Consider the following 25515-nt stretch of genomic DNA (forward strand, 5'->3'; position numbering starts at 1 on the left):
GCCATCGCCTGGTTCCCTTCGAATCTTGATCTTGCTACTCGAAAGGATCACGCGATGGCCGTCTCCATTTCACGACGCCACGCCTGTGACCAGGTCAAACTCGTACACCACTCCCGTGGACGCAACCATCACGTTGTGTGACGGGCTGGTAGAGGACGGCCGTTCGAGGTGGAGCAGGACGCGTGTGATCGAATCGGTCCCATGACGATCGAGTACATCCCCGTCTCCGGTGACGGTCGCCTGTGGGCGGAGAAGGCCGGCAACGAAGCACCCGTGGTCCTGCTTCACGGCTCCGTGCATGACAGCCGCCTGTGGGACGGCGTCTTCCCCGAACTCGCGCTCCACCGCACCGCGATCCGGTACGACGCGCGAGGCCTGGGCCGCTCGACGCTGCCGACCGCGCCGTTCCGCTACGAGGACGACCTGCTCGCGGTCCTCGACCACTTTGGCATCGAGCGCGCTGCACTGGTTGGGCTGAGCATGGGCGGCGAGGTCGCGCTCGATTTCACCTTGGAGCATCCGGAACGGGTGCGATCTCTGATCCTCGTCGCGGCGTCGGCCAGTGGCCACGACTGGCCGCAGTCTCCCGAGATGGACGCCTACACGGCGGCGGACCGCGGGAACGACGCCGACCGCCTGGCCGAGATGGAGCTCGAAGTATGGGCCTCGCTGGGTGACCGGGCGCCGGGATACGCGGCAATCGCGGGCATGGTCACCGAGAACGCCAAGGTGCGGGCGGCCGCCGAGAAGGGCCACGTCCGCTTCTCGGAGGTAGGCGCCGTTGAGCTGCTTGATCGGGTCACGGTGCCCACTACCGTCGTCGTCGGCGATCACGATCACCCGGAGATCGGCGTGATCGCTCGCCGACTCGCCGAGGGCATTCCCGGTGCGCACCTGGAGATCGTGGCTGCGGCTGATCACTATCTGCCGCTGCGTGCGCCGGAACGGCTCATGGAAATCATCGTCCGCCGCTGAAGCCGTCGTGCGCGAGTGGCTGTGGCGGCTCGAACGAGACAGGTCCCTGATCGGGGCGATCTACGGATCCTGTCGTGGAACGGCGTGAAGCCCCTGGTGGAAGTAAGTCTTGTCCAAGGATCAAGGTCGTACGGGGGAATGAGCGTCAGACCCTGGCCGTCGGCCAAGGTCCGGCATACGTCTCTCGGTCTTCGGCGTAGCGGTCGTAGAGGACGATGTGTGCCCCACGGCTCCGGGTGGCTGTCAGCTTCGTTGCCGGCGCATCGTGCGGCATGGCGCTTGTGGCTGGAATGTTCAAAATCTGGGCGGCCAGAGCGACTGCCTGCGCGTGGTTGCCGGAGGAGTACGTGACGACTCCCCGGCGCCGCTGATCGGGGGGAGCAGGGATAGCGCGTTGAGGGCGCCGCGCAAGTTGTTTTCGCATTTGAACACCACGTCTACGCCGAGATCCTCGCTCAGGGCGCGCGAACGCAGTACCGGCGTGCGATGTGCGTGCGACTGGATCCGTGCGGCGGCCGCCGGCACGTCGCCGCACGTAGGCAAGGGGGCCATGCGAGCGCCTGACTGGTGCGGAGGAAAGCACGTCCGCCGATGTGCGGGTAGTCCTGCTCGTCGATGGAGAAGAACACCGCGGGGGTGAGTCGCTGTTCGCCGGGGAAACGGCTGACGTAGAGCTCGTCTCGAACGGGTGTCAGGGTCAGCGGCCTGGTGGCGTGTTCGGCCGGCAGCCGGTCAGCCCCCGGCGTCGCAAGCCGTAGCGTCCCGGTGAGCGTGCCGTCGGAAGGTGTGAGGTTGAGCTCGGACAGCGCCTCCATCAAGAAGGATGTCCTCCATGACCGAAACCTGTACATTCTGCGGCATCGTTGCTGGAGAGATCCCCGCGGAGATCGTCTACTCCGACGAGCACGTGGTCGCCTTCCTCGATATCGCGCAGGCGACTCGCGGTCACACCCTGGTCGTGCCCCGAGAGCACTGTCGCGACCTGACCGACATCGGCCCGGACCGTGCGAGCCTGCTGATGCGGGCCGCGGTGCACACCGCCGCCCTGTTGCGGCGCGCGCTGGAACCGGGCGGGATGAACATCTGGCACGCCACCGGCCCCACGGCCTGGCAGACCGTGTTCCACTTCCACCTTCACCTGTTGCCCCGCTACACCCCCGAGGATCTCAGGCAAGCATGGACGCATCGGGAACTGCCGCTGTGGTCGCTGTCGCCACTGGCCGATCACATCAGGAGCGCCGCGGCGTCCTGAAAACGGTCATCCCCTGTGCCGTTCCGCTTGGTAATGGGCGCATAGGTTGTCGGCCGTGCTCGCTTGCCGAACCAGACACCTCACACCAGACACCCCGCCACACAGACCTTCACCGCGTCAGGCCGACACGAACATCAGACTCGCCGGGGCTCTGATCGAGACCCGGCGAGCACGACGGCTACCGACGCCGGCATGGCCATTTTCCGCCATGCCAGCGGGCGGTGGAGGTCCGACGAGAACGCCGACCACTCCCAGCTCCTGGCCGACAGCGCCGCAGATCTGCTCGCCATATCGCCACGTATATGTGGGATGATCACTTCTCAGGCGAAATCAGTTGGCGGGCGCGGGTTTGGGGATGGCGGCGAAGAAACCGCCGGCCGGACGATGTCTTCCATGCTGGAGAATGCGATCCAGCAGTCCGCGCATCGCCATCAGCTCGAGACTGCGGATATGCAGACCGACTATGCGGACGAACGACTTGGGCTCCGTTTCCTTCTCCAGAACGAGTACCCGCACATCGTGCAGCCGCAGTTCGGCGGCCAGCATCGCACCGGTCGGCCCGCACCCGGCAATGATCACGTCGAACATGAGGGGCGCGTGATCGGCGCTGGAGGCCGGCGACCAGAGAACTCCGGGAACGTCGCCCACCGCGGAGTCACGCTCGACCCTGTCGTTCGACGGCGGCTCGGCGGTGACCTGCTGAGAGTGCATAGGTGTTGTCTTTCGGGAGTGCCTTGTTGGCGAGGCGCTCCCGGCGACACCTACGTCAATCGCCCGACCGCGACGGGAAGGGGGAGCACCCACATCGATACAGCGTTCATGGGTCTCACCTCCTCGGGCAGTGTCACGGTCAACTGCAAGCTACAAGCCCGAGCATCATCCCGTCCAACCCTTTCCGATCATCATGATCGGGTGGTCGCTGAGAGCGGGACTGGTGCGGCCGATGCCCGTTGTAGTGGTCGGCATACTCGGTCAGCACCGAGCGCAGGTGCCGTGCTGCGCTGGCAGGCCCGCGCCGTGGGAGCGCGAGGCGATCGTCAAGATCGCGAGGAGTGGCTGGAGATCGACCGTTCCCAGCGCAAGCACGCCCACCGCGGCTCGCGGCTGGAGGCGTTCTACGCCTCGGAATCGACGGTGCTGCGGGTGTTGCAGGCGGCCGGGATGACGGTCGTCGCCCCCATCGTAAGCGTCGTCCCCACCGGGAACTGCCCGCAACGTGATCAATCGGACACCCTGGCTACCCAGCTACGGCCTATGGCGCGGAAGCTGCTTGGACGATTACATGCTGTAGCGTTACTATCACCTTGCGTATCCATCGAGTGGGGCCTTGGAAGGATCATCGTGAAGAAGTTCATCCTCACCTCCGCGTTCACCGCCGCCATCGTCGTCGGCACCGCAGGCGCCGCCTACGCCTCGCAGTACGTCGCCTACGAAGGCCCCGGTTTCACCGGCAGAAGCGTCGTCATCGACCGGTGCGGCGTGTCCAACATCCCCTTCAACGGCTCCTACAAGTGGTACGGCGACGGTCAGAGCGGGCGCATGTACAACCAGCCCAACGCCGAGGGCGTGGCTCACTTCACGCTGGCCTCCAACAGGAACGCCGAGCAGCGGACGCCGGTGGGCTGGAAGAGCATCTTCATCGTGTGCTGAACCTCGCCCACCCACAGATCTGATGGCCTGTGGGTGGCGGCGTTGCTCTTCCAGTCCATTGGCGGCTCACGCGCCGTCAGCGCGACCTTTGAGACGGCAGGTCATGAGCATTCGAGCTGATGGTCCGGGGCGGCGAACGCTGCTCACAGGAACGGCGTCCCTGACAGCGGCCTGCTTGGTCGGCTGCTCGTCGGGCGAGGCGCTGAACAACGAGACGCGCGAGGCGGAGCCGTCTCCACGTACACCGAAGTCTGCTTACGAACGACTGATGGAGGGCAACGAACGCTGGGTGACCAACGCGCTCCGGCATCCGGATCGCGATCCCACGCGGCGACAGCTGCTCGCCACCAGCCAGGAGCCCTACGGAGCGGTGCTGTCATGCATCGATTCCCGCGTGCCACCCGAGCTTGTCTTCGACACCGGCCTGGGTGATCTGTTCGTCATGCGTAGCGGCGGGGCGGCTCTGGGGCCAGTGATCACCGGCTCCGTCGAGTACGGACCGATGACGAGCGGGACCCCGTTGATCGTCGTTCTTGGTCACCAGCGGTGCGGCGCGGTCTCGGCCGCGTACAAATCCCTGCGGGAAGGGGAGCCGCTGCCGGGCAATCTCCAGGCGATCACGGAGGCTCTGCGTCCGGCATATGAGCAGGCCGTACGGGAGAACCGCGCCGACCCCGCCGAGACGATGGCCAAGGCCCAGGTGAAGCTGACCGCGCGCGCCCTGCGTGGCAATCGAGACCTGGCGCCGTTGGTGAGCAAGGGAGTTCTGGCCGTGGTCGGCGCGTATTACTCCCTGGATACAGGCGAGGTCGAGATCCTGAACGGCGCGCCTGTCTGAACGGTTCTCCGCTCTCGGGAGTCCGACCGGACCAGACCGGACGGGTCTCATAGGCGAGGACGCCTCCGGTCGCGGACGGCACACGCCCTGCTGGAGTTTCCTCTTGTCTTGCGACATGGGTTTCCTATGTCCTGAGCCAGCACACTGCAGGGCGCGCATGGCACGCTTTCCTTGCGGCTCTGACCCGCGGTAATTCGGGGCCGCGCCGGCTCGGGGACAGGGCTGCCGGTGGAGTCGTTCCTCGTCGCGGACGGGGCGCGTCACCGGCCGCCGGCCTTCCGGAGCGCGTCGCGGAGCGCCTCGGTGCTGGTCACGCCGACGATCAGCTCGCCGTTCTCGAAGACGAATCTCGGCACGGTGGTGACGCCCTCACGCCGCGCTGCGGCAACTTGCTCACGTACCTCGGCGTCCCCCTCCTCGGAGGCGAGAAAGTCCCGCACCCGGCCGCTATCAAGGCCGGCCCGCTCGGCCAGCTCGGTGAGTCGGGTGTGGTCGGCGACGTTCACGCCGTCGCGGAAGTACGCGTCGAAGAGGGCGGTCGCCAGTGCGGCCTGCACCTCGGCACCGTGTTCGTGCAGGGCGAGCCACAGAAGCCGGTGGGCGATGAAGGTGTTGACTGCGATGGCACGCTCGAATCGGTACTCGATCCCTTCCTTGGCGCCAAGCCGTGTCATCTCCGCGAGCATCGCCTCCGCTTGTTCCGGACCGAACATCTCGACCACCGTGTCCATCAGCGGCCGGGGCTCCTCGGGCGCGTCGGGAAGGAGCTGGTAGGGACGGTGGACGAGTTCGACGTCCGGTTCCGCACCGGCCGCGGCCACCGCGCGGTGGAACTGGTGCGTGCCGAGGCGGCACCATGGGCACGCGATATCGGCGTATACCTCTACCTTCATCCTGGGTCCTTTCTCGTGTGGAGGCAGCTGGTGCGTCGGGGATGCGGGTGATGTGGCCATGGCCTCGGTGTGGAAGGTGTCCACTTGAGGTGTCGGCGGAGTAGAGCGTGTGGATCAGGTCGGCCCGGGCCGGGGATCGACGCTCGCGGTGGGGGCCCGCAGCACTCGCAGGGCATGGGACCATGCGAGGACTTCGTCCAGCATGGTGATCAGGGCGGTTTCTTGGCGTTCGCCGGGGGCGCCTTGTCGTTCCATTCCGCGTACAGGTAGTCGATGGCGTTTTTCAGCGCGGCGGGGATGGCGCCGTTGTACTCGGGGGTGACGAACACGAACCCGTCGAACCTGTCGGTCGTGGCCGCCCACCGCTTGGTGTGTGCCTTCTGGTAGGCACCGATGACCGCGGGCGCGGGCTCATCCAGCAACGGCCGCTCGTAGTCGGCTATGTCGACGAGTTCGAGGCCGGTCTCCCCGGCCTTGACCGCGGGGTGCCGGCCGGCGGCCTCGGCGACCCACCGGGCCACGTCCTCTACGCGGCGCCCCGGGCGGGTGCTGCCCAGAATGATCGCGATCTGGATCATGAGCCTCCTCCTTAGGTTCTGTCTCGGCCGGGGGTATGAACTTGTTGCTCGCCGTCAGGTTGGTGCCGGCGTGGCCGCCGATCAGGAGCGCCTCGTGATCGGGGTCGTGAAGGACCCCAACGGGGTGACGTGCGGCGCGTCGTCCGGGCCGGCCGCGGCCGGACGCCCGAGCAGCCCGCGCAGCGGCTCCGGTTCAGGAATGCGCTTTCACCGTCGGTGGAGGTGCTCATGCCTGCCAGCGTCCCGGCGCTGGGCGTGGCCGGCCAGGCTGCGGTTTTCCTAGCCCTGGCAGGGCCAGGCTCGCTGAGTACAATCGCGGTTGATGGGGACGACAGAGCTGGGCGCGTTTCTCCGTGCGCACCGGGAGGCGGTCCCGCCGGCCGCGGTCGGGCTCCCGAACGACGGGAAGCGGCGTCGCACACCCGGGCTGCGCCGGGCCGAGCTGGCCACGCTCGCCGGCGTCAGCGTGGATTACCTCACCCGGCTGGAGCAGGGGCGCGACCGCAGCCCGTCCGTCCAGGTGCTGGCCGCGCTCGCGGAGACGTTGGGTCTGTCCCGTGACGAGCGGATCCACCTGCACCGGCTGGCGAAGGCCACCGGCGGCGGCGCGTGCGACGGGGTCGCCACGATGCGGGCCCGGACGGTGCGCCCGACCGTGCAGGCGCTGCTGGACCGGCTCGAGCCCGCGCCGGCGCTGGTCGCCAACCGGCCCGGCGACCTGCTCGCGTGGACGGCCGGGTTCGGGTGGCTCGCCGGCCCGGTCGGGCTGCTGGAGGCCGAGCCGCCGAACCTGGTCCGGTACGTGTTCACCGACCCCCGGGCGCACGATGCCCACCCGGACTGGGACGCGGTCGCCGGCGAGCGGGCCGCCGCGTTGCGGGCCGCGGCCGCGCTCGGCGACCCGCACGCGTCGCTGCTCGCCGAGGAGCTGACGATCATTGCCGACGCCCGCTTCCGTGATCGGTTCGAGGGCTCCGCCGCACTGCCCGCGCGCACCGGCGTCGAGCGGTGGGCGCACCCGGAGGTGGGGGAGCTGCGGCTGGCGTACGAGAGCCTGGAGCTGCCCGACCCCGATGAGCAGCGGCTGGTCGTCTACCTCGCCTCCGACGAGGCCACCGCCGCCGCCCTCGACCGCCTCACCGACCATCACCCCGCCGCCTCCTAGGAGGCCGGCGCGCACGCCGAGCACGTGAGGCGTTGCGGCGGTGACTGACCGAGTGGATCTCTACGACGCGCCTGGTCTCGTTGATCCGGTCGATGACGCGGCAGGTGCTCCGGCGCGCCGAGTGATAGCCGTCGAACGGATCAGTAGGGTGCACTGCCGAGCAGCTGGACGTCGGCCTACAGACCGAGCTGCACCGGTCTGGCCGGAGCCCCGTCGGCGTTCAGTGCTGTCAGTGGTGTCGCGAGGTCGCGCGGTGAGAACGTGCCCGGGGGCGACAACCTGGTGGTCCACACATGGGGCGGGTCGAAATCGCACGACAGGATGCGGTCGTCCGGGTCGAGGACGATCGCGCGGACTGAGCAACGCAGGATCATCGAGGGCATCCGGCAGCTATCCGCCAGTCCGCGACCTGAACATCCTTTGGGATCGTGAGCCACGTGTCCCTATACCTTGGTCTGGACGATCTCGGGTGGAGCTGTTCAGGTCTTCCTGTCGGTGAGAAGAAGGGAACTGCTGTCGAAGTCGCCTCCTCATCGAGGACCGCCCCATGATCCAGATGGTGCGTAGGGCGTCGCTCAACGCGCGGCCACGGCCTCGGCCAGCGGGGGCAGATGCCGGATGGTGCGGCTCAACGTGGCGCCCAGAGCCACGATCGCCATGACGGACGCGATCGACAACAGGGCGGCCGTCACACCCCAGCGGTCCAGGATCAGTCCCGAGGCCAGCGGCCCGATCGGGGTCACCGCGCTGCCGATGAGGGCGAGGCTGCTGATCACGCGGCCCTGCAAGTGTTCGGGCGTGATGGTCATCTGGTACGTGTACAGGATCGCATTGGCCGCCGGGGCCAGGAAGAACGCCGTGGCCAGTAGCGGCCCGATGGCCCACGCGGTGGGATGGACGGCCATCGCGGGGATGGCCGCGGCGGCGGCCCAGAACATCGCCAGGACGACCGTCGCCGGTTTGCGTCGCTGCAGCCGGGGGGCGGCCAGTGCGCCCAGCAGTCCTCCGGCGCCGGAGATCGCCATCATCAGGCCGACATCGGCCGGTGTGGCGCCGCTCTGCCGGGCGGCGACGATCGCGGTGAGGGTCAGCGCGGAGAACACCAGGCTGAAGCCTGCTGCCGTCGCCAGCAGGATGCGCAGGAACCGCTGCCGCCAGGTCCAGCGCAGGCCCTCGGCGATGTCGCGCAGGAGCGTGCGTGACGGTTCCGCGGCCGGGACTGCGGGCGTCGGGTCTTTGATGGCGAGGACCGCGGCGAAGGAGAGCAGGTAGGCCAGGAGCTCTCCGGCGAGAGGGACCGTTCTGCCCAGGTTGAACAGCAGGCCGCCCAGTGGTGGACCGGCGATCGAGGCTCCGTACTGGCGGGCCTCGTTGTGCGCGAGGGCCTGAGGCAGGTGTTCGGAAGGAACCACGCGCCGTAGCATCGCCGTCTCCGTCGGGTGGAAGAACACCTCGCAGGCGCTGCTGATCACGGCCGCAGCCAGCAGCATCCGCCAGTCGAGCAGCCCGAGCAGCGAACCGGTGACGGTGGCGGCGACAAGAGCGGCTCGCATGAGAGTGCAGGTGAGCATCGTGCGCCGCCGATCCCACCGGTCGACCAGGGCGCCCGCGGGTAGGCGCAGCGCGATGCCGGCGGCTGTCGCGGTCGAGGCGATCAGTCCGGCGTAGGCGGCTGCTCCGGTCAGTTCCAGCGTCAGCAGGGGGTAGGCGACGGAGGCGACCTGGGAGCCCAGCGTCGAGGCCAAGGTGGCGCTCCAGAGCAGGACGAAGTCGCGGTTGCGGCGCAGTGGCTCACTCATGATCGCGATTATGTACAGTTTTAAAAAAATGTACAACTTCGAGGTTGTACGGAACTGCAGTACTGTGCAGACATGGATGCCGAGGCAGTGCCCTTCACCGAGGCGCGCGCTCAGCTGGCCGAGTTGATGGGGCGGGTGGCCTACGGTGGCGAGCGGATCGTGCTCAGCCGCCATGGCAAGCCGGTGGTCGCCTTGGTGTCGATCGCCGATCTGGAAAGGCTCCAGGCGATGGACGGCAGCGGCGCTGAGCAGATCATCACCCTGGGGCGGTCGTCGTTCGACCGTGCCGGGCCACCGGCTGCTGCGCCGCCACGCCGCTTGGACATCGCGGCACAGGACCCTCCGCCGGGCGACGCCTCCTGCTGAATCCCCCGCGCCGCAGGTGTACGCTGCGGCCCGCACCCACCCGTGACCGACTCTCACTGACTGCGGCACCTCTGTCACGTGTTCGCGTCGGGGGTGGCCGTTTCGTACTGCGGGCGGCCGGTGGGCCGGTAGACCTGGATCGTTACCCCCTTCGAGGTGGACCGCGATTCCACCAGGTCGAGCGCTGCGTCAGGGCCGGCGTCGGGGAACAGCCGCGTGCCCTGGCCGAGGATCACGGGGCAGACGAGCAGGGTGATCTCGTCGACCAGCTGGTTGTCGAGCAGCCAGCGGATCAGGGCGCCGCTGCCGTGCACCTGCAGCTCGCCTCCCGGCTTGGCTTTCAGGTCGCCGACGGCGGTTGCGAGGTCACCGGAGAGGACGGTCGTGTCCGTCCACCGCGGGTCTGTGAGCGTGGTCGATGCGACGTACTTGGGTCGCGTGTTCAACGCCGCCGCGATGGGGTTGCTGCCCGGATCTGGCATTACTCCCCAGGAGCCGGCGAAGATCTCATAGGTCCGCCGGCCGAACAGGAACGCGTCGGCGCGCTGGTAGACCTGGTTCAGGAAGGTCCCGGCCTCGTTGTCCCACAGCGGCGTGACCCATCCGCCGCGCTCGAATCCGCCGCGGCGGTCCTCGTCCGGCGCGCCGAGTCCTTGCATCACGCCGTCGACGGTGACCATCGTGATGGTCGTCAGCTTCATGATCGTGGTTTCCTTCTCGTCAGTTCGGCCGTCATTCGGTAAGACCAGACCGCCGCACCGAACTCATCGGTCATCGCGCCCGCTCCGCGAGATGACAGCGCGCTGCTCCCGGCCTCCCCGGCGCCTCCCGGCGTCGAACCGACTCGCATTCTTCCCGGTGGAAAGTCCAGGGCGACAGGGCAGGAGGCGGGCATCTACCTGCCATTCACCGATGGTCCCGGCTGAACTCCGGGGCACACCTAGGTCTTCGTCAAAGCCAGCGCGGTTCAGGATCAATCATCTAGTCGGGCAGGTGGGGGTTGGCGTCGGTCCAGCCCGAGTCCAGGATCAGCCAGTAGCCGAGGATCCTGCCGGGGACTTGCCAAGCCTGGCTGTCAGGACCGGGTTTCTGGAGGATGTCCCTGCTGCCCAGAACCTTGCCGGTCCGCTGGTCGAACAGCAGGTCCCGTTGGATCGTCCCCCGGCCGTCGCGACTCTCGTACGAGGTCGCGAGGGCGACCCCGGTGCGGCCGAGCGGGTCGGTAACGGTGCCGAGTCGGCGCACGCCGGGGTAGTCGGTGAGCAGGCGCATGAGACCGGCCCGCACTTTGGGAGGGACGGGAGTGTTGCCGAGGGTGAAGAAGACCTTGTTGAGTACGCCGAATGCGCCATCGCAGCGCTTGCGCGCCCCGGCGATGCCGCCGCGGCCCAGTTGTTCGGCCACTTCCGGCGTGTGCCTTACCCTGCCCTCGCACAGCAGTTTGCGCAGTTCCTCGGGTTCGGTGGGGAGGTCCTGGAGCTCCGCGTAAGTGAACGAGCCGACGCCTGGAATGTTGAAGGCGCCGCCTGCGTGCTTGTTCTGGTCTGCCCGCCAGGTGCCCGACTCGGTGCTAATCGTCCGGGTCACTCCGGACGAGCGCACCTGCCAGGTTCGTGGCGAGCCCGCGTCCCGCCAGGCTTTGACGTCGGCGTCGGTCTGCGGCCTGCCGGCGAAGTCGCGGCCGTAGAACGCCTGGCCGTCGCCGCGGGTGCGTCCCGTCCACTCGAAGGCCTCGCTGCGCTCCTCCACGACGTACCCGCCCGTCTGACCGAGTGCGAGCAGCGGCAGGCCGGTCCGCTGGTGCGTGAACCAATAGCGACCCTGCGGCTGCCGTTCGGCCTGGGAGGCGGCGGCCAGCATCATGCCGCGCGGCGAAAGGGTTTGAGTGCTGGGATCCACGCCCCCTTTGGTTTCACCGGGCCTTCTCGAGTCTCCGGGGTCGTTGGCCATGAGCGTCATGCCCGCGACCACGGACGTGACCATCGCGGCGGCCACCAGGCCGAGCGGCAGGCGCCAAGCTCGGCGAGGGCGGGAGCGTACGGTGTCGGCCTGGCTCAGCATCCGTGCCCGGGCTTGAGCCATGGCCTTGTTGTCGGGCGGGGGCGGGTCCTCGTCGTACAGTCCGCGTACGAGATCCAGGTCGTTCATCGATGCATCTCTTCCTCGTCCAGCAGGGGGTTCGTCCCACCCAGCGCCTTGCGTAGCCTCTTGCGAGCCCGGTTCAGCCGCGAGGACACCGTGCCGAAGGGCACGTCGAGAGCCTGCGCCACCTCCTCGTAGCTCAGCCCCGACAGCACAACCAGCAACAACACGTCACGCTGATCGACGGGCAGAGCGGCAACGGCCCTGGCCAGCGTTCCTTTGACGCCTTCAGCACTCACTTTCGCGGTCACCTCGTCCTCATGACCGCCGGCGGACTCCGTTACCGGGCGCAGCCGGTCCACGGCGCGTAAGAGGCGTACCTCGTCGCGCCGGTGGCGACTGATGACGTTGGTCGCGATGCCGTAGAGCCACGGTCGTGCGCTGCTGCGGCTCAGGTCGTAGCGGCGACGCTGACGGAAGGCGAGGGCGAACGTCTCGGCGCAGACGTCGTCAGCCGCGTGCGGGCCGAGTCGCCGGGACGCGTACCGGTGGATCTCCGTGTAGTGGGAGTCGAAGACCGCGCCGAAACACTCGGGCTCGTCCCAGGACCGCTTGATCACCGTGGCGTCGTCCTGCCACGGCGGTACGACGCTCGGGGGAGCTTCCATGCGTGGCTCCTTCATACACAAACCTCATCGTCGGCGGTACAGCGGTCACCTCGTTGTTGTCCGAAGGCCGCCGTCGCCTTCCCCTGAATTTCGAGATGCCGTGGCGGATGCATGGGGAGGGGGGCGGGCCGTGACGGCACGCTGAGATCATGATCGCGATTGGCGTGAGGACTTCCGCAGCGCGCCCCACCTGCCCAAAGAATTCGCTCATGGCCTCCATCCGGGCTCCGGCCGGAGTCGAGCGGCCACGGGTGTCCGCGCTCTGGCGGGCGACCTCGGCGATGTTGGCGTCGAATTGCCGTTCTTGGCGTGGTCGTACAGCAAGGAGACGCGGTAGTTCTGGTCGTTGTACTCCTTGGTGCCGTCGGTCATCTCCACCACCAGCCCGCCCGGCCGCTTGATCAGCAGCGGGAGGGCGTAGTGGCTGGTGATGACGTGAGTCTCGACGGCGAGCCCGAGCATGCGCAGTCCGCCGTCGAGGTCGTGCTCCCACAGCGGGGAGTTCGGCAACCTGATCCTGTCCGGTGGCCGCTCGGGCGCTGGCCTGGGCCTCGGCCCCGCAAATGCGTCAAGGAGGCCGGGGCCGCCCAACGCCGCTCGATGTGCGGCCTGCTCCACCACGAGAACAACCGCACGATGGAGATCACTCAACGCAGCCGGCCGTACCGGCAAAGATTCAGTAACCGCTGCGGCGGGGGGCAGCGGTCGGGCGGCGGGAGAGGTTGGTCCGGACCGTGGGCTTGACATCGCGCGACGGGCGCTCGTGCCGGTCCGGCGACTGAGCCTGGTGACCGGCCTTGGCCTGAGTGATCGAGGCGGGAAGTTTGACATGCATGGTTCCTCCTGCGGTTCTAGGCCCTGGTGAGCCAGCTGACCTGGGCGCCGTTGTCGAAGGACTCGCGCCGGGTGGGGGTGAACAGGGTGAGGCGGAACTGTCCGGAGAACATGGGGATGCCCGTGCCCGCCACCACGGGGTAGCTCTTGAGGATGATCTCGTCGATCTCGGGGAGCAGGGAGGCGGCGAGCTTGCCGCCGCCGCAGAGGTAGATGTCCATGCCGGTGTCCTCGGCCTTCAGCCGCTGGACGAGCTCGATGGGGTTGCCGGTCTCCACTCGTACCGTGGGGTCGTCGATCTTCAAGGTGCTGGAGACGACGTACTGGCGCAGGTGGAGTAGGGGCTGGTGGTGGGGACGTCCAGGGCCGGCTCGTAGGTGCCGCGGCCCATCACCAGCGTGTCGAAGACCTTGTTGGGCGCGCCGTCGAGACCGACGAGCTTGCGGACGTGGGTGGGGAGCGTCTCGGGGTAGCGGGCGTTGATCCAGGCGGACATCTGGTCCGACACGGGGTAGAAGTCCAACTCGACGTTGGGGCCTGCGATGTAGCCGTCGAGGGAGACGCCGACATAGTAGACGAGCTTTCTCAAATCACCACTCCTGATGTAGTACTCTGCGGCCTCGAACTACTTTGCCAACCGCGACGATCTGTTCACTCAGGTCGGCGGGCGCATCTACGAGCGGTTGCTGCCCGACGAGGCCACGATCACCCGCAATCGGGAGGGCGTGCAGGACCAAGCCCGCTACGCCCAGCTCATGCACGAGCTGGTCGATCGGGTCTCCGCCTTCAACTCCGGCTACCTGGCCCTTCTGGAGCTTCGGCTGGAGTCCACCCGGCGCCCGGAGCTGCGCGCCGTGCTGACCAAGCGCATCCGCGAGGACATCGACGCCAATATCGGCTACCACGCCGCGTCGGGCCTGCCCGGCGATCCGACCTCGGTGGTGCTCCTCTACCTCGCGCTGAACTGGCTCATCGTGGAGCGGCTGACGCTGCCCGGCATCTTCACCGAGCAGGAGATACACGAGCTGGTGGACGCCGCCGTACAAAGATCGCTGAACGCCTGATCTTCACCACGCACGCGATCGAGGTTCCGCAGCCACACCGTCGTCAAGCACTCGCGCGATGACACGGGGGACAGGACGTAGCCGCACCCGTTCACCACTGGTCGCGGATGGCCGTACCTCCACTTAGGGCCGCAAGACCCTTGACCGCAGGGTGGAATTCCATACCGATCGTGGTATCTGTCCGCATCCCGCAGTGACTCGGAATCCCTATTTAGTGTCACATTGACCGATCACGGCCCCCCTTTAAGTGGGGGCCGTTCGCCGTGAGGTGGGGTCATCGGCTGGGGCGAACCCGCCTGGCGCGCACGGCGCCGTGGGGCGGGTTCGCTTCGGCGGTGATGCGGGCGAAGGCCGCCTCGCCGAGCCGCATGCAGGGGCTCAGGCGAAGCCGGTCTCATTGCGGGGCCCTGACGGCTACAGGGCTCTGCCGGTGGCGTATCGGTATGAGGCGGTGACGACGCTCCTGGCCACCTCGAGCTCTTGTGCGTCGCGAGGACCGTAGAGCATCACCACGTTGATCGTGGGCGAATACAGGGGATGGCGCTCGCCCCAGCCCTTGTCGATGAGCTCTCGCTGGTCCTCCAGGGACAGGGCCAGGTGCAGGCTGCCGTCGATGTGGACGTGGGCGAACTCGGCGACCAGGCGGGGCGGCAGGAGCACCGCTCCCTGCGGCGGCGTCACGTCGTTTCCCAGGAAGAAGGCGACCGAGCCAGGCTCGGAGATCTCGCTGGCCCTGATCTCGGTGGCGGGAAGCTCGGTGCTCATCCACTGTGTCAGCTGCCCGCGGATCTCATCGGGGCTGTTCTGGCTGAGCTGGACGTGTGGAACGGACGGGCCGGTACGGGGACGGTCACCGGCGCGGGTGGGAAGCGACAGCATGATGGACTCCTCGATATTCAAAAAGTGATGACGATCTTGCCCCGGGTGTGCTTGCCGGTGGCCAGGTCCTGCATGGCCTGCGGGGACCGGCCGAAGGGATAGGTCGCGGCCACCTCGACGCTCATCCGGTTCGCCGTGACCCGCTCCACTTGCCGGGCCAGGTCGCCGGTCGACGCCTCCATCCGGACATAGACGGGTACGAGCCCGTCCAGCTCCGCGGGGCCGTACAGGGTGGAGATCAACCGGCCGCCGGGCGCCACGATCCCGGCCGTGGGGACGAGCGCCGGACCGGCGTTGATCAGGTCGATGACCACGTTCAGGCCATCGGGGTGGAGCCGCCGGGCCTGGGCCATGGTGTCGCCACTGGTGTGATCGATCGTCTCGTGCGCGCCGAGCCGGCGGATGTAGGCAGTGTCGGCCCGGGCGGCGGTGGCCAGGACGCGTACGCCGGCCTCGGCGGCCTGCTGGACCACGAGCGCGCCCACGCCGCCGGTCGCACCGATGACCAGCACGCCGTCGCCGGGCTTGAGCGCGGCGGCCTTCAGGACGCAGTGCGCTGTCATCGCCACCGTGGGCAGCGCGGCGGCCTGGACCGGGGGCAGGGCGCGCGGCCGGTGGACGAGCTGAGGGCCCTCGGCGACCAGCACGTACTCGGCGATCGTCCCCGAGACGGCGCCGGCGTAGGCGATCACCTCGTCACCGACGGCGAACCGCGACACGCCCCGCCCCACCGCGGACACCACGCCGGTGGCGTCCATGCCCGGCACGAACGGATGGGTCACCGGGTACATCTCGCGCAACTCGCCCGTGACCATCTTGACATCGAAGGGATTGAGCGCCGCGGCCTGCACGCGTACCAGTACCTGACCCGGCCCCGGCGACCGGTCGGACACGTGGCCGATGCGCAGCTGGTCCACGGGACCGTAGGCGGGAGCGACAAGGGCTTCCATGATGAGCGACTCCTGAGGTGGCGGAAACCGGACGGGTGAAAGCCTGCTCGCCGCCCGCCACACCGCTCACCGCCCGTTCGGGCGGTATTCGCTACCCGGACGGCCGGCGCCCCGCCTGAGGGCGATCGCCTAGCATCTGGCTCATGGAGCTGCCCGACCCGCGTACCGTGCTGGCGGCCGCCGCGTCCGTGATGCAGGCACCGATCGGCGCCATGCTGGAACCCCTGTCACAGGCGCTGGCGGAGTTCCAGCCGCACAGGGCGGTGGCCATGCTCACTGGCGACTGCGCCCGGCATCCCATGAAAACCCATGGCGAGACGGCGATCACCCAGAAGATCACCAGCACTGAGCTGGCCCGCGTGGGCGGCACGGTCGGCGTGGGTGAGCCGTGGTCCGGCCGGGCGCGCCTCGCCGGCCAGGACCTCCCCCTGCTCGCCGTCGCGTCCCGCCCGCCCGGGGCCTCCGGCGCCCTGCTCGTCGTGGTGACCCGCGGCGGAACCGAGCCCACAGGCCCAGTACGCGAGCTCGTGCAGCGGCTGTGGGATCTCGTCGCCCTGCAGCTGATGCACCGGGCGGAGAACCTTCCGCCCGCCGATCTCCACGGCAACCGGCTGGCCGCCGGAGAACGCGCCCGTGCCGTCGCCGAGCTCACCAACACCCACGCCGCCACGCTCCAATCCCTGCTCGGCACGTTGCGCAGCCGTACGCTCGACGACGCCGCCGCCCGGCGCACCGCCACCGACCTGGCGGTCGCGGCGCTGATCGAGCTGCGCACCGCGGCCGACCTGGATTCCTCGCTGAGCGAGGAGCCGGCTGGAGCGGCCTTCGACCGGTTGGCCGGCAAGCTCGCGCCGCTGATCCGCCACAGCCACGTGTCCCTGGAATTGGCCGGCCCGCGCGACCGTGACCACGCCCTCCCCGCGGACATCGCCAACACCGCCCAGGCACTGGTACGGGGAGCCGTCGTGACCCTGCTCGATCAGGACGGCCTGACCAGGATCCGCGTGGCCTGGGAGCCGGCGGAGTCTGAGCTCCACCTGGTCGTCCGCGACGACGGGCCGGGCACGCTGGCGGCCGACGCCCTGCCCATGCGCCGTCTGGCCGAGCTGGCGGCCGCCGCGGGGGGCCGATGGTCCCTCGACGCCGTGCCCGGCTGGGGCACCACGATGAGCGCCGCGCTGCCGCTCGCACCGCCCGCGTCCCAGCCTCCGGACGCCGCGCTGGCCGCGCTCAAGCCGCGAGAGGTCGAAGTGCTCGAACGGGTGGCGCGCGGTCTGCGCAACCGGCAGATCGCCGAAGACCTGCTGATCAGCGAGCACACTGTGAAGTACCACGTGGCCAACATTCTGGACAAGCTCGGCGTGGACACCCGCACGGAGGCCGCCGCACTCGCGCACTCCTCCGGCCTGGCCACGCTCGCCTGACCGCGGGTCTCGACGGCGGGCCGGTGGAGAGGGCGTCTCGCCCCTAACCAGCGCAAGCGACAAGAGGCGCCCGCTCTCTCCTTCAGCTGTCTCGTCGGCGGGTCCACCACAGGACCGTCGCGGCGCCCAGGAGCAGCAGCGCGACCCCGATGAACCCCTCGGTGCCGCCGTGGGGTGCGACGTGCCCGGTGTGGGCCAGCAGGGTTGCCGTCATCGCAGGTGGAAGGTGGTCGCGACGGCCGGGGCCTCGGCGAGGTGGATGGTGTGGGTGGTCGCGATGTGCAGCCAGGCGTTGCCGGTCCGCAGCGTGGTGACGGCCTTCGCAAGACCCCAGAACGCGACTTGCGTGAACCATGCGAGGGACAGGGCGACCTGCGCGAGCGAGCCCCAGGCGAGGAACGCCTCGGTGATGTTGAGGGCGCCGTACGCGAGGGCGGACAGGACCGATCCGGTCACCCACGATCGCGCCAGGACCGACAGCCGCGGGGTCAGCAGCGACTGAGTCGTGATCATGATGGGCAGGAACGACCCGAGAGTGAACAGCACGAGGGTGAGCGCGTGCCCGGTGACGGACGTCGTGTAGTACTCCGGGGTGGCGACGAAGAAGATCGGCGAGAGTCCGACGAGGATGAAGTACGGCACCCACACTTTCGGCCGGTAGAACCGCAGCAGCATGCTGTCTGGGCGGTAGCCCAGCCGGTAGCGGAAGAACCAGTACGGCAGCACCGCGAGGGTGACGAAGTTGAAGATCGCCCAGGTCAGGGTGGTCGTCATGGAGGACCTCTCAGAGAAGACGACCGCCTCCACCGGCCTCCGGGCCCGCCGCCGCCAGGAGCTGCTCGCCGCCATCCGCACCGCCGCCCTCGAGGAACTGCGCCGGTCCGGGGCCGCCGGCCTGTCCCTGCGCGCCGTCGCCCGCGACGTGGGGATCGCCGTCTCCGCCCTCTACCGGTACTTCCCGAGCCGCGACGAGCTGCTGACCGACCTTATCGTCGCCGCGTTCGACCAGCACGCCGACTCCGTCGAGGCCGGCGGCGCGCACGACGACGTGGGAGAGGCGCTCCACGGGGCCATGCAGGCGTACCGGGACTGGGCCGTGGCACACCCGGCCGAGTTCGGGCTCGCGTACGGGGCGCCGGTCCCCGGCTACGTCGCGCCGCCGGAACACACCGTGCGGGCCGGCACCCGCATCGGCCGGTTCGCCCTCGGGCTACTCGCCCGCGCCCACGCCGAAGGCCGCCTCGACCCCGACACGCTTCACCGGCGCGCCGCCCGCCTATCACCGGGCACCGCCGAACAGCTCGAGACCTGGGCCGAACGGCACGAGCAGCGGGTGCCGACCGAGGTCCTCGCCATCTGGCTCGACCTGTTCGTGCACCTACACGGCCTGGTGTCCATGGAGGTGTTCGGTCTGCTCGACGATCCTGACTCCCGAGCTCGGGTGCCGTCCGGGGCGCGTGGTTCCTGACGGCCGCGGCGAACAGTCCGTACACGGCGAAGACCGTGAACGTCATCAGCACCGAAACGCCATCGAGCGGATCTCCAACACGCCAGCACTCGCTCGCACGGTCAGGGGGCGTGATGGGGCGAGCGGTCATCGGCGCACAGAGCCTCCGGGACGGGGGCCTTGGGGGTTGAAGACGGTTCGTACGGCAGCTTCATCGCCTTCGATGTCGACGAGCCCAAGGGTGTCGTCGAGGGTGAGCACACCCGCTGCCAGCCCGAGAACGATCGAGGCGTCAGCGCGCACGACGGCATCGAGCTCGCGACCATCATGCAGGCTCACATCCATGCCCGAGCGCGTCGTCCTCAGCTGGAGCAGGCGGTCGTCGACCGCGATCCCCACCGTCGATGACCGGCGTGCGGCCGTCTTGCCGGCGAGCAGGGCTGAGAGAGCTAGGACGAGCCAGTCGGCACAGAAGTGGTCGCCGCCCGGTCCGCGCGCCATTAGTGGCGTGGACCAGCGGATGAGGCTCTCGACCGGCTCCCGGAGCTCGGCGCCCCACGGGGTGAGGGCGTACACGATGGCGTTGCCCTCTTCGGCCAGCCGCCGCTCGACCACTCCGGCGGTCTCAAGCTCGCGGAGGCGGTCGGCGAGCAGGTTGGTGGCTACGCCAGGGAGGCCCTCGATCAGCTCGCGGTAGCGGGCGGGAGCTATGAGGAGTTGGCGGACAATGAGCAGATTCCACCGGTCGCCCACGACATCGAGCGCCCTGGCGAGACCGCAGTACTGGCCGTAGCTTCGACTCATTCCACCTACTTGATAATCTCAAGCTTGCCTGACTATATCTAGCATAGTCATCGAAAGAAGGGCGGCCATGGCCGGCGCGGGAAGGCCTGCGTGGATAGACGACGAGCTGTTCCCGTTCGAGAGCCGCTGCGTCGCCCCCGACTATCCCGGCTTCGGACACCCATACCCCAGGCGAGGCCCAATTCTGATGCCCAGGAAGGTGCCGACATGATCCCGGCTACGACGCACAGTGGCGCACCCGACACCATGGCCCACGCTCGTGCGGCGTTGCGGGACGTTGTCCCCAGCCTCGTCGCACTTGTGCGGAGCGTCCCTGATGCCGGCTCCGCTTCGGTCGGTACTTGGACGGTGGGCGATGTCGCGGCCCACCTATCTCATGTATTTCGCTTCGACACCGACGCCGTCGCCGGAAGACCGGTCCCGCAAGCCATAGTCACGACAGCGGGAATGGCCGAGGTCAACGCGAAGATGCTGGCCGAGGACGGCGAACGGGACCCAGCCGTACTCGCCGATCGCATCGGCACGCTTGCAAACGAGTTCGACGACGTCGCGTCGCGTTCGCGAGCGGCCACCGTCGACTGGCTGCAGGGCACCCGTCTGCCGACTTCGGCGGTGGCTTGTCACCTGCTCGAAGAATGCCTGATCCACGGCCATGACATCGCCAGAGCCCTTGGGCGCCCGTGGCCAATACAGCGTCACCACGCTCTGCTCGCGATCGAGGGCGCCGCATTTCCGCTTATCGCGGCTCTGCCGCCCAGTGCTTTCTTGAACCAGGAGAAGGCCGGCTCCTTCCGGGCTCGCTTCGAACTGCGCCTGCGTGGAGGTGGACGCACGGCGCTTGTCTTCGACGGCGGTTCGTTGACGCTCGACGCGGCGGGCGCACGTGACGTTGACGCCCACATCTCCGCCGACCCTTCGGCCCTCATGCTGGTGTTCATCGGCCGGCACGGAATAGGGAAACCGCTTCTTGGAGGGAAGCTCGCCGTTTGGGGTCGTCGGCCATGGAAGCTCACCCGCATGTTCACCGTGATAAGCCCTCCTTAGCCCGCTCGTCGGACGATCAGCCAGCACCAGTTCGGCGGGCGTCCGCCCCCCGCGACCTGCGGGGAGCGGACTTGAAGACCTGCAACCGCTTCCACTGCGCGGCGGCGCACCGTTCTCCACATGCGACCCACCCTCGCTCCAAGATCGACAAGTGGAGTCAAGCTCGTTCCCGCTGGATGCGTTCCCGTCCCATCTCACTGGGCTTGGTGGGAATGATGTGCCCTGGGTTTCATGGAGTCGCACCGAACTCGGGGCGCATCGGAGCCTTCGTCAATGCCGGACGGTTCACGGCCGGTCGGCGACGATCTGCTCGTTCCGCTCGTCAATGCGGGTGAACACCTGCTCGACCGTGGGGGCGAGCAGCCGATCCAGACGGACGTCGACTGCCGATGGGGCAGCTGACCGCTAGGTCATGTCCTTGCGGAGGGCTCTGATCCCGCACCCGATTCGGGTGTTTTCACATATCGCCCCGGCCGCCGTGACGGCGGCCGGGGCGTTGACGTTTGCGCTCCAGGTTCCCCGCTGGAGCTCTGCTAGGTTACGACCAAATATCCGTTCTGTATAGATTTGCCGTGTGATGACTTGTGTGGCCCCGACGGCATCACGGTCCGGGTGACCGTGCTCCGCACCGCGCCCCTCTACAAGGTCACCAGGTCGCCCATCGGCGCCGGCATTTCCTCGCCTACGCGGCCGCCGTCGACGGCGTGGCGCAGGGGGCGGATGGACCGCGCCGACCTCGTCGAAGTCATCGCCCTGCCCGTCGGCGAGGCGCGTCAGGTCTCCTCGCCGTCGTCCTCGTCGGCAGGATACTCGTGAGTCAAGCCCTGAAGGCGGGACGGGACGCGGCGGAGTTGGCGCGGCAGCTCAAGCCCGTGCTCCTGCTGCGGTCACTGCGCGGTCCGCGATGGCCGGGACCGATGGGGCCACGGCAGGTTGAGCGGCACGGTGATGACCACTTCCGAGCCGAGATCGCTGCCCACGTCGGTCCACACGATCACCGGCCGCCCTCCGACGTCCAGCGTCATCGCCACGTTGGGGCCGGGCCCGTGGCGCATGTTCCGCACCGCGGTGGTCGTGCAGTCGAGTCCGGTGCAGGTGGCGAGCATGAGCCGGCGGCGTTCGAGGTCCTGGTAGGCCACCAGCGCCCGGCCGGACCGGTCCAGGACCAGCGCCGGGGCGGCGTGCTCGACTCCGGCGGGGGCGAGCGTGAGCGAGTCGGCCGCCCCGCAGTCCGGAGTGCGGCAGTCCAGCAGCCGTACCGCGCCGCCGACGGCGCTGCGGTAGGCGATCAGCGGCCGGCCGTCCGCCCGTACGGCCAGCGACACGCCGACCTGATCGCCGTACTCCCCGGACTCGTCGAAGCGCTCATTGATGTCGCCCGAGGCCTCCGCGTCGCGGATGTCCCGCCAGATCGGGGCGACCGGCCGCGTCACCCGTACCTCCTCACAGGCCGGGTCCGAGCAGGAGATCACGTGCATGGCGTCGGTCAGGCTGCCCAGCCGCACCGCGACCGCGCGCCCGCCCGGCCCCATGGTGACGGCCAGGCTGTGCATGCGCGCGCCCGGGGAGTCCAACGGCTCCTTCGCGTTGGAGAGCGCCATGGACGAGCTGGCCGCCGAGCTCGGCATGGACCCGCTCGACCTGCGCAGGAAGAACGACACGCCGGTCCACCCGGCCGGCGGGCTGCCTTGGTCGGGCAAGCATCTGGCGGAGTGCTACACGCTGGGCGCCGAGCGGTTCGGCTGGTCGCGGCGCAGTTCCCGGCCCGGCGCGGTCACCGATGGCGATTGGCAGGTCGGCCTGGGCATGGCGACCGCGACCTACGGCGCCGGGCGAGGCCAGGCGTCGATCAGGGTACGGCTGTGCGCCGACGGCCGGGCGGTCGTGTCGGGCACCGGGGCGGACCTCGGCACCGGGCAGTCCACCGTCTGCGCGCTCCTCGCCGCCGACAGCCTCGGCATCCCGGTCGGCCGGGTGGTGCCCGAGCTCGGCGACTCGGCCACACCTCCGGCGGCCAACGCGGGCGGCTCCGGGTCGACCTCCACCAATGGGCCCGCCGTCCTGCTGGCCGCCGGCGCCGCGAAGGAGGCGATGGTCAAGCTGGCGGCCGAGCACGAGAAGTCCCCGTTCCACGGCCAGGAGGTCACGTTCTCGGCCGGAGAAGTCGGCGGCCCGGGGCGCATGATGCCCTTCGGCGAGCTGCTGACCTTGCTTGATGTGCCGGCCGTCGAGGCCATGGCGACCTCGCCGCGAAACCCCGGCCGGGATCACGCCTTCAGGTCGTTCGGCGCTCACTTCTGCGAGGTGCGGGTCAACCGGTGGACCGGAGAGCCACGTATCACGCGATGGCTGTGCGTCGTGGACGCGGGCACGATCGTCAACGCCAGGACGGCCCGCAGCCAGATCGTCGGCGGCATCGTCATGGGGATCGGCCAGGCGCTGCTGGAGGAGCTGCGGATCGAGCCGGAGACGGGCCGGTTCGGCAACGCCACGATGGCCGACTACCTGGTCCCCGTCAACGCCGACATTCCCCCGATAGATGTGGAGTTTCTGAATTATCCGGACACGCTGCTGAGCGACCTCGGCGCCCGCGGCATCGGCGAGCTCGGCATCGTCGGGGCGGCGGCGGCCGTGGCGAACGCCGTTCACAACGCGACCGGCAAGCGCATCCGCGATCTCCCCATCACCCTGGACAAGCTTCTGTGATGTCGTAAGACGTTCAGAAGGGAGCCTGGTCGCGCGGTGTGCGAGTCGCGGGCCGCGAGTGCCGCCGTTCGCGGGGCCCGATGAGTCGGATGCCGGCGGGGAATCTGGCCGGGGTCATGACGGCAGGCCGGTCGGATTGGTGGCAAGCACACAGGCGACGGGCGGGTCGAGCTCGAGCGTCTCGACCCGGAGACGGGTGAAGCCGGCCTCGGTGAGCATGTCCTGGAGCTCTTGGGCGGCTCGGGTCGTGGTGTCCCGGGTGGCACCGGGGCAGCGGGGCTGGCTGACGAGCGCGATGCGTCCTGCGGGGCGGAGCAGGCGGCGCAGCTCGCGAAGCCGCTCCACCGGGTCGGGCCAGAACCCCACGGAGTTGACGGCGAGGATGGCGTCGAGCGGATCGCCGAAGCTCGGCAACTGCTCCACGGAGGCGTGCGTGAGGTGGACGCGGACGGCGGCGGCGTTGCGACGGGCGGCCTGCCGGACCATGGCCTGCGAGTGGTCGATGCCGAAGACGTGGCCCCGGGTGGCGCGGCGGGCGAGCTCGGCGATGGCGACGCCGGGACCGAAGCCGATCTCGAGCACCCGGTCGGTGGGCTGCACGTCCAGCAACGACACCGCCCAGATGTTGCGTTTCCGGTTGGAGGGGCGATGAGCGAACATCCAGCCGATCGCCCACCCGGCGATGCCCCGGGGGTGATGGGCCTGGCGCACCAATTTTCTGAGCGCGCGTTGCTTGAGAGACGTACCTGCTGTCTGCATGATCGCCAGTCAACGGCTTCAAGTACGCTTGAAGTCAAATGAGTGAGCAGCTGACGATCGGTGAGCTGGCGAGCCGCACGGGTGTCGCCACCTCCGCTCTGCGCTACTGGGAGGAACTCGGCCTGCTACCGGCGCCTGCCCGGGTCTCAGGCCAACGGCGTTATCCGCCATCGGCGGTCGGGCTGGTCGGCGTGGTCTTGCTGCTGCGAGACGTCGGTTTCACGCTGCGGGAGGTCAAAGCGTTGGTCGCCTCTCGTTCGCTGCCTGGCGACGGCTGGCGGGAGCTGTACCAACGCAAGCTCACCGAGCTGGATCAACGGATTGCCCAGGCTCAGGTGGCACGCACCGCCATCGCCCATGGCCTGGCCTGCCCGCACGAGGACATCTTCGAGTGCTCCAACTTCACCGGCGGGGTCGCGGCGCTCCTGGCGGGATGTTCTCTCGAAGAGGCTCATGCGCGGGTTCATTCGCATTCTGTGTCACACTCCCGCGCGTGATCCCAGGGACATGTTCGGCGAGCTTCACAACTCGGCTCGGCGGCCCATGACCCCCGCAACCCCGCTCTCATCGGTGGAGCAGGGCGGAGATGTCGCCGAACGACCGGTCGTGGGCGGCGGCCGCAAAGACCACCAGCGGCCGTACTGCTTCGAGGGGTGGTGATGGCGCATCCGCCCTGACACCGCCACGCCGCCGTGTCACGGGGTCCGGAGAGGACCCCGTGACCAGGTGTAGCTGCGCAGGCCGGCATCCATCAAGCGGCGTCGAGGGCCTCAGTGATCTTGCGGGCCATCTCCGCCATGGTGGGGCTGGGCTTCCCCCTTCTGGGGCCGGGTGGCCGCTTCGATGGCGACGAGGACGGTGCGGCGGAAGCTGCCGGCCTCTGCCGGAGCCTGCTCCTTGAGCAGGGTCATGGCCGCCGTCAGGGCCGGCAGCACCTGGTCGGCGAGTGCGGCCGTGGACTTGCTGTTCAGGCCCTTCGGCGCCGTGCCCGCGACCAGCTCGCGCCGTCCCCGGGCGACCAGCTCCTCGAACTGGCAGGCGTCGACGTCCTGAGGGCGCACGGACAGCCGGTAGCCACCGGCGACCAGCTCCAGAGCCGCGGCTCCGCTCAGGGCCTTGCGCAGCCGTGCGACGAGGCTGTGCAGGGCGGCGGTGGCTCCCGCGGGCGCCTCCTCGCCCCACAGGTCGTCGATCAGCGTCTCGGCGGAGACTGGGCGGCCCGGCTCGAGTGCGAGCCGGGACAGCAGCATGCGGAGCCGTACTCCGCTGATCTCCACGGAGTCGCCGCTGTCCAGATAGGCGTTGACGGGGCCGAGAACCTCAACTCGCACCGGCCCA

Annotated in this window: 34 protein-coding genes and 1 pseudogene; 14 read left to right on the plus strand and 21 right to left on the minus strand. The window is 68.9% G+C overall.

Annotation, left to right across the window (positions count from 1 at the left end):
• The first annotated feature begins 201 nt into the window (after positions 1-201).
• Entirely contained in the window at positions 202-975 is a 774-nt protein-coding gene (locus ID574_RS27920; protein WP_188191967.1) for an alpha/beta fold hydrolase, read from the plus strand.
• A gap of 145 nt (positions 976-1120) precedes the next feature.
• Here ID574_RS27920 and ID574_RS60170 read toward each other — a convergent pair whose 3' ends face one another.
• Positions 1121-1399, minus strand: a complete 279-nt coding sequence (locus ID574_RS60170) for a pyridoxal-phosphate dependent enzyme (protein ID WP_223167136.1) — start codon at positions 1397-1399, stop codon at positions 1121-1123.
• 31 nt (positions 1400-1430) lie between these two features.
• Positions 1431-1793 carry a hypothetical protein gene (locus tag ID574_RS27930; protein ID WP_188192378.1) on the minus strand — a complete coding sequence of 121 codons (363 nt, stop codon included), beginning with the start codon at positions 1791-1793 and terminating at the stop codon, positions 1431-1433.
• A gap of 14 nt (positions 1794-1807) precedes the next feature.
• On the opposite strand from ID574_RS27930, the gene ID574_RS27935 reads away from it, so the two are divergent.
• Positions 1808-2227, plus strand: a complete 420-nt coding sequence (locus tag ID574_RS27935) for an HIT family protein (protein ID WP_223167137.1) — start codon at positions 1808-1810, stop codon at positions 2225-2227.
• A 330-nt stretch (positions 2228-2557) separates the two neighbouring features.
• Here the strand turns inward: ID574_RS27935 and ID574_RS27940 are convergent, their stop codons facing one another.
• Positions 2558-2938: an FAD-dependent monooxygenase gene (locus tag ID574_RS27940; RefSeq protein WP_442939331.1), complete on the minus strand. Its 381-nt coding sequence runs from the start codon at positions 2936-2938 to the stop codon at positions 2558-2560.
• 282 nt (positions 2939-3220) lie between these two features.
• Here ID574_RS27940 and ID574_RS27945 point away from each other — a divergent pair, with 282 nt between their 5' ends.
• Positions 3221-3877, plus strand: a complete 657-nt coding sequence (locus ID574_RS27945) for a MiAMP1 family antimicrobial peptide (protein ID WP_188191969.1) — start codon at positions 3221-3223, stop codon at positions 3875-3877.
• 268 nt (positions 3878-4145) lie between these two features.
• Positions 4146-4715 (plus strand): carbonic anhydrase, encoded by a 570-nt coding sequence (locus tag ID574_RS27950; protein WP_223167138.1) that lies wholly within the window; start codon positions 4146-4148, stop codon positions 4713-4715.
• A gap of 260 nt (positions 4716-4975) precedes the next feature.
• Here the strand turns inward: ID574_RS27950 and ID574_RS27955 are convergent, their stop codons facing one another.
• A complete protein-coding gene (locus ID574_RS27955) occupies positions 4976-5608 on the minus strand; it encodes a DsbA family oxidoreductase (protein WP_188191971.1) in 633 nt (210 codons plus the stop codon).
• Positions 5609-5817: 209 nt separating this feature from the next.
• Positions 5818-6186, minus strand: coding sequence for an NADPH-dependent FMN reductase (locus tag ID574_RS27960; RefSeq protein WP_223167139.1), 369 nt, complete (start codon positions 6184-6186; stop codon positions 5818-5820).
• Positions 6187-6508: 322 nt separating this feature from the next.
• On the opposite strand from ID574_RS27960, the gene ID574_RS27965 reads away from it, so the two are divergent.
• Positions 6509-7351, plus strand: coding sequence for a helix-turn-helix transcriptional regulator (locus tag ID574_RS27965; protein WP_188191972.1), 843 nt, complete (start codon positions 6509-6511; stop codon positions 7349-7351).
• A 176-nt stretch (positions 7352-7527) separates the two neighbouring features.
• On the opposite strand, the gene ID574_RS27970 is transcribed toward ID574_RS27965, so the two are convergent.
• Positions 7528-7734 carry a hypothetical protein gene (locus ID574_RS27970; protein ID WP_188191973.1) on the minus strand — a complete coding sequence of 69 codons (207 nt, stop codon included), beginning with the start codon at positions 7732-7734 and terminating at the stop codon, positions 7528-7530.
• A 192-nt stretch (positions 7735-7926) separates the two neighbouring features.
• The gene (locus ID574_RS27975; RefSeq protein WP_188191974.1) at positions 7927-9150 is read right to left on the minus strand and encodes an MFS transporter; all 1224 of its coding nucleotides are present in this window, start codon (positions 9148-9150) and stop codon (positions 7927-7929) included.
• 72 nt (positions 9151-9222) lie between these two features.
• Between ID574_RS27975 and ID574_RS27980 the strand changes: the two genes are divergently transcribed.
• Complete coding sequence (locus tag ID574_RS27980; RefSeq protein WP_188191975.1) at positions 9223-9516, plus strand: type II toxin-antitoxin system Phd/YefM family antitoxin; 294 nt, start codon at positions 9223-9225, stop codon at positions 9514-9516.
• A gap of 74 nt (positions 9517-9590) precedes the next feature.
• Here ID574_RS27980 and ID574_RS27985 read toward each other — a convergent pair whose 3' ends face one another.
• From ID574_RS27985 to ID574_RS62905, 6 genes and pseudogenes are all read right to left on the minus strand, one after another.
• Entirely contained in the window at positions 9591-10217 is a 627-nt protein-coding gene (locus ID574_RS27985; protein WP_188191976.1) for a dihydrofolate reductase family protein, read from the minus strand.
• 280 nt (positions 10218-10497) lie between these two features.
• Positions 10498-11664: a CU044_5270 family protein gene (locus tag ID574_RS27990; protein ID WP_188191977.1), complete on the minus strand. Its 1167-nt coding sequence runs from the start codon at positions 11662-11664 to the stop codon at positions 10498-10500.
• A complete protein-coding gene (locus tag ID574_RS27995; RefSeq protein WP_188191978.1) occupies positions 11661-12266 on the minus strand; it encodes an RNA polymerase sigma factor in 606 nt (201 codons plus the stop codon). Before ID574_RS27995 ends, ID574_RS27990 begins: the two co-directional genes overlap by 4 nt.
• A gap of 207 nt (positions 12267-12473) precedes the next feature.
• Positions 12474-12776 carry an SDR family oxidoreductase gene (locus ID574_RS62900; RefSeq protein WP_442939332.1) on the minus strand — a complete coding sequence of 101 codons (303 nt, stop codon included), beginning with the start codon at positions 12774-12776 and terminating at the stop codon, positions 12474-12476.
• A 166-nt stretch (positions 12777-12942) separates the two neighbouring features.
• Complete coding sequence (locus ID574_RS28005) at positions 12943-13101, minus strand: hypothetical protein (RefSeq protein ID WP_188191979.1); 159 nt, start codon at positions 13099-13101, stop codon at positions 12943-12945.
• A gap of 16 nt (positions 13102-13117) precedes the next feature.
• Positions 13118-13689 (minus strand): annotated as a pseudogene (locus ID574_RS62905) (dihydrofolate reductase family protein).
• A gap of 94 nt (positions 13690-13783) precedes the next feature.
• On the opposite strand from ID574_RS62905, the gene ID574_RS28015 reads away from it, so the two are divergent.
• Positions 13784-14164, plus strand: coding sequence for a TetR/AcrR family transcriptional regulator (locus tag ID574_RS28015; protein WP_223167140.1), 381 nt, complete (start codon positions 13784-13786; stop codon positions 14162-14164).
• A gap of 414 nt (positions 14165-14578) precedes the next feature.
• Here the strand turns inward: ID574_RS28015 and ID574_RS28020 are convergent, their stop codons facing one another.
• On the minus strand, positions 14579-15043 hold the full coding sequence (locus tag ID574_RS28020) for a luciferase domain-containing protein (protein ID WP_188191980.1): 465 nt from the start codon (positions 15041-15043) through the stop codon (positions 14579-14581).
• 17 nt (positions 15044-15060) lie between these two features.
• Complete coding sequence (locus tag ID574_RS28025) at positions 15061-15993, minus strand: NADP-dependent oxidoreductase (RefSeq protein ID WP_188191981.1); 933 nt, start codon at positions 15991-15993, stop codon at positions 15061-15063.
• A gap of 143 nt (positions 15994-16136) precedes the next feature.
• On the opposite strand from ID574_RS28025, the gene ID574_RS62280 reads away from it, so the two are divergent.
• On the plus strand, positions 16137-17417 hold the full coding sequence (locus tag ID574_RS62280; RefSeq protein ID WP_270094306.1) for a helix-turn-helix transcriptional regulator: 1281 nt from the start codon (positions 16137-16139) through the stop codon (positions 17415-17417).
• An 82-nt stretch (positions 17418-17499) separates the two neighbouring features.
• Here the strand turns inward: ID574_RS62280 and ID574_RS61745 are convergent, their stop codons facing one another.
• Together ID574_RS61745 and ID574_RS28035 are read right to left on the minus strand one after the other, a co-directional pair.
• Entirely contained in the window at positions 17500-17631 is a 132-nt protein-coding gene (locus tag ID574_RS61745; RefSeq protein ID WP_262496051.1) for a hypothetical protein, read from the minus strand.
• Entirely contained in the window at positions 17628-18191 is a 564-nt protein-coding gene (locus tag ID574_RS28035; protein WP_188191982.1) for a hypothetical protein, read from the minus strand. Before ID574_RS28035 ends, ID574_RS61745 begins: the two co-directional genes overlap by 4 nt.
• Here ID574_RS28035 and ID574_RS28040 point away from each other — a divergent pair.
• Positions 18190-18885: a TetR/AcrR family transcriptional regulator gene (locus ID574_RS28040; protein ID WP_188191983.1), complete on the plus strand. Its 696-nt coding sequence runs from the start codon at positions 18190-18192 to the stop codon at positions 18883-18885. The genes ID574_RS28035 and ID574_RS28040 overlap by 2 nt on opposite strands.
• A 126-nt stretch (positions 18886-19011) precedes the next feature.
• Here the strand turns inward: ID574_RS28040 and ID574_RS28045 are convergent, their stop codons facing one another.
• Positions 19012-19668 (minus strand): winged helix-turn-helix transcriptional regulator, encoded by a 657-nt coding sequence (locus tag ID574_RS28045; protein ID WP_188191984.1) that lies wholly within the window; start codon positions 19666-19668, stop codon positions 19012-19014.
• Between the two features lie 246 nt (positions 19669-19914).
• Between ID574_RS28045 and ID574_RS28050 the strand changes: the two genes are divergently transcribed.
• From ID574_RS28050 to ID574_RS28055, 3 genes are all read left to right on the plus strand, one after another.
• The gene (locus tag ID574_RS28050) at positions 19915-20712 is read left to right on the plus strand and encodes a maleylpyruvate isomerase N-terminal domain-containing protein (RefSeq protein WP_223167206.1); all 798 of its coding nucleotides are present in this window, start codon (positions 19915-19917) and stop codon (positions 20710-20712) included.
• 273 nt (positions 20713-20985) lie between these two features.
• The gene (locus ID574_RS61750; RefSeq protein WP_262496052.1) at positions 20986-21114 is read left to right on the plus strand and encodes a hypothetical protein; all 129 of its coding nucleotides are present in this window, start codon (positions 20986-20988) and stop codon (positions 21112-21114) included.
• Between the two features lie 210 nt (positions 21115-21324).
• Positions 21325-21528: a hypothetical protein gene (locus tag ID574_RS28055; protein ID WP_188191986.1), complete on the plus strand. Its 204-nt coding sequence runs from the start codon at positions 21325-21327 to the stop codon at positions 21526-21528.
• 71 nt (positions 21529-21599) lie between these two features.
• On the opposite strand, the gene ID574_RS28060 is transcribed toward ID574_RS28055, so the two are convergent.
• Positions 21600-22286 carry a hypothetical protein gene (locus tag ID574_RS28060; protein ID WP_188191987.1) on the minus strand — a complete coding sequence of 229 codons (687 nt, stop codon included), beginning with the start codon at positions 22284-22286 and terminating at the stop codon, positions 21600-21602.
• Between ID574_RS28060 and ID574_RS28065 the strand changes: the two genes are divergently transcribed.
• On the plus strand, positions 22264-23418 hold the full coding sequence (locus tag ID574_RS28065; protein WP_188191988.1) for a xanthine dehydrogenase family protein molybdopterin-binding subunit: 1155 nt from the start codon (positions 22264-22266) through the stop codon (positions 23416-23418). The two genes, ID574_RS28060 and ID574_RS28065, sit on opposite strands and share 23 nt — an antisense overlap.
• Before the next feature lie 114 nt (positions 23419-23532).
• On the opposite strand, the gene ID574_RS28070 is transcribed toward ID574_RS28065, so the two are convergent.
• The gene (locus ID574_RS28070; RefSeq protein ID WP_188191989.1) at positions 23533-24177 is read right to left on the minus strand and encodes a class I SAM-dependent methyltransferase; all 645 of its coding nucleotides are present in this window, start codon (positions 24175-24177) and stop codon (positions 23533-23535) included.
• A 38-nt stretch (positions 24178-24215) separates the two neighbouring features.
• Between ID574_RS28070 and ID574_RS28075 the strand changes: the two genes are divergently transcribed.
• Entirely contained in the window at positions 24216-24674 is a 459-nt protein-coding gene (locus tag ID574_RS28075) for a MerR family transcriptional regulator (protein WP_188191990.1), read from the plus strand.
• Between the two features lie 273 nt (positions 24675-24947).
• On the opposite strand, the gene ID574_RS28080 is transcribed toward ID574_RS28075, so the two are convergent.
• Positions 24948-25508, minus strand: a complete 561-nt coding sequence (locus ID574_RS28080; protein ID WP_188191991.1) for an AfsR/SARP family transcriptional regulator — start codon at positions 25506-25508, stop codon at positions 24948-24950.
• Positions 25509-25515 lie beyond the last annotated feature (7 nt).

Source organism: Nonomuraea sp. SYSU D8015, from assembly GCF_008065375.1.
Lineage (GTDB): Bacteria > Actinomycetota > Actinomycetes > Streptosporangiales > Streptosporangiaceae > Nonomuraea.

What these genes read in the sequence shown, in the direction of transcription:
- ID574_RS27920 (WP_188191967.1), top strand. Translation starts at nt 202, where the DNA reads ATGACGATCGAGTACATCCCCGTCTCCGGTGACGGTCGCCTGTGGGCG.
- ID574_RS60170 (WP_223167136.1), bottom strand. Translation starts at nt 1,399, where the DNA reads ATGCGAAAACAACTTGCGCGGCGCCCTCAACGCGCTATCCCTGCTCCC.
- ID574_RS27935 (WP_223167137.1), top strand. Translation starts at nt 1,808, where the DNA reads ATGACCGAAACCTGTACATTCTGCGGCATCGTTGCTGGAGAGATCCCC.
- ID574_RS27940 (WP_442939331.1), bottom strand. Translation starts at nt 2,938, where the DNA reads ATGCACTCTCAGCAGGTCACCGCCGAGCCGCCGTCGAACGACAGGGTC.
- ID574_RS27950 (WP_223167138.1), top strand. Translation starts at nt 4,146, where the DNA reads ATGGAGGGCAACGAACGCTGGGTGACCAACGCGCTCCGGCATCCGGAT.
- ID574_RS27955 (WP_188191971.1), bottom strand. Translation starts at nt 5,608, where the DNA reads ATGAAGGTAGAGGTATACGCCGATATCGCGTGCCCATGGTGCCGCCTC.
- ID574_RS27960 (WP_223167139.1), bottom strand. Translation starts at nt 6,186, where the DNA reads ATGATCCAGATCGCGATCATTCTGGGCAGCACCCGCCCGGGGCGCCGC.
- ID574_RS27965 (WP_188191972.1), top strand. Translation starts at nt 6,509, where the DNA reads ATGGGGACGACAGAGCTGGGCGCGTTTCTCCGTGCGCACCGGGAGGCG.
- ID574_RS27970 (WP_188191973.1), bottom strand. Translation starts at nt 7,734, where the DNA reads ATGCCCTCGATGATCCTGCGTTGCTCAGTCCGCGCGATCGTCCTCGAC.
- ID574_RS27975 (WP_188191974.1), bottom strand. Translation starts at nt 9,150, where the DNA reads ATGAGTGAGCCACTGCGCCGCAACCGCGACTTCGTCCTGCTCTGGAGC.
- ID574_RS27980 (WP_188191975.1), top strand. Translation starts at nt 9,223, where the DNA reads ATGGATGCCGAGGCAGTGCCCTTCACCGAGGCGCGCGCTCAGCTGGCC.
- ID574_RS27985 (WP_188191976.1), bottom strand. Translation starts at nt 10,217, where the DNA reads ATGAAGCTGACGACCATCACGATGGTCACCGTCGACGGCGTGATGCAA.
- ID574_RS27990 (WP_188191977.1), bottom strand. Translation starts at nt 11,664, where the DNA reads ATGAACGACCTGGATCTCGTACGCGGACTGTACGACGAGGACCCGCCC.
- ID574_RS27995 (WP_188191978.1), bottom strand. Translation starts at nt 12,266, where the DNA reads ATGGAAGCTCCCCCGAGCGTCGTACCGCCGTGGCAGGACGACGCCACG.
- ID574_RS28005 (WP_188191979.1), bottom strand. Translation starts at nt 13,101, where the DNA reads ATGCATGTCAAACTTCCCGCCTCGATCACTCAGGCCAAGGCCGGTCAC.
- ID574_RS28020 (WP_188191980.1), bottom strand. Translation starts at nt 15,043, where the DNA reads ATGCTGTCGCTTCCCACCCGCGCCGGTGACCGTCCCCGTACCGGCCCG.
- ID574_RS28025 (WP_188191981.1), bottom strand. Translation starts at nt 15,993, where the DNA reads ATGGAAGCCCTTGTCGCTCCCGCCTACGGTCCCGTGGACCAGCTGCGC.
- ID574_RS62280 (WP_270094306.1), top strand. Translation starts at nt 16,137, where the DNA reads ATGGAGCTGCCCGACCCGCGTACCGTGCTGGCGGCCGCCGCGTCCGTG.
- ID574_RS61745 (WP_262496051.1), bottom strand. Translation starts at nt 17,631, where the DNA reads ATGACGGCAACCCTGCTGGCCCACACCGGGCACGTCGCACCCCACGGC.
- ID574_RS28040 (WP_188191983.1), top strand. Translation starts at nt 18,190, where the DNA reads ATGGAGGACCTCTCAGAGAAGACGACCGCCTCCACCGGCCTCCGGGCC.
- ID574_RS28035 (WP_188191982.1), bottom strand. Translation starts at nt 18,191, where the DNA reads ATGACGACCACCCTGACCTGGGCGATCTTCAACTTCGTCACCCTCGCG.
- ID574_RS28045 (WP_188191984.1), bottom strand. Translation starts at nt 19,668, where the DNA reads ATGAGTCGAAGCTACGGCCAGTACTGCGGTCTCGCCAGGGCGCTCGAT.
- ID574_RS28050 (WP_223167206.1), top strand. Translation starts at nt 19,915, where the DNA reads ATGGCCCACGCTCGTGCGGCGTTGCGGGACGTTGTCCCCAGCCTCGTC.
- ID574_RS61750 (WP_262496052.1), top strand. Translation starts at nt 20,986, where the DNA reads ATGCCGGACGGTTCACGGCCGGTCGGCGACGATCTGCTCGTTCCGCTC.
- ID574_RS28065 (WP_188191988.1), top strand. Translation starts at nt 22,264, where the DNA reads ATGCGCGCGCCCGGGGAGTCCAACGGCTCCTTCGCGTTGGAGAGCGCC.
- ID574_RS28070 (WP_188191989.1), bottom strand. Translation starts at nt 24,177, where the DNA reads ATGCAGACAGCAGGTACGTCTCTCAAGCAACGCGCGCTCAGAAAATTG.
- ID574_RS28075 (WP_188191990.1), top strand. Translation starts at nt 24,216, where the DNA reads ATGAGTGAGCAGCTGACGATCGGTGAGCTGGCGAGCCGCACGGGTGTC.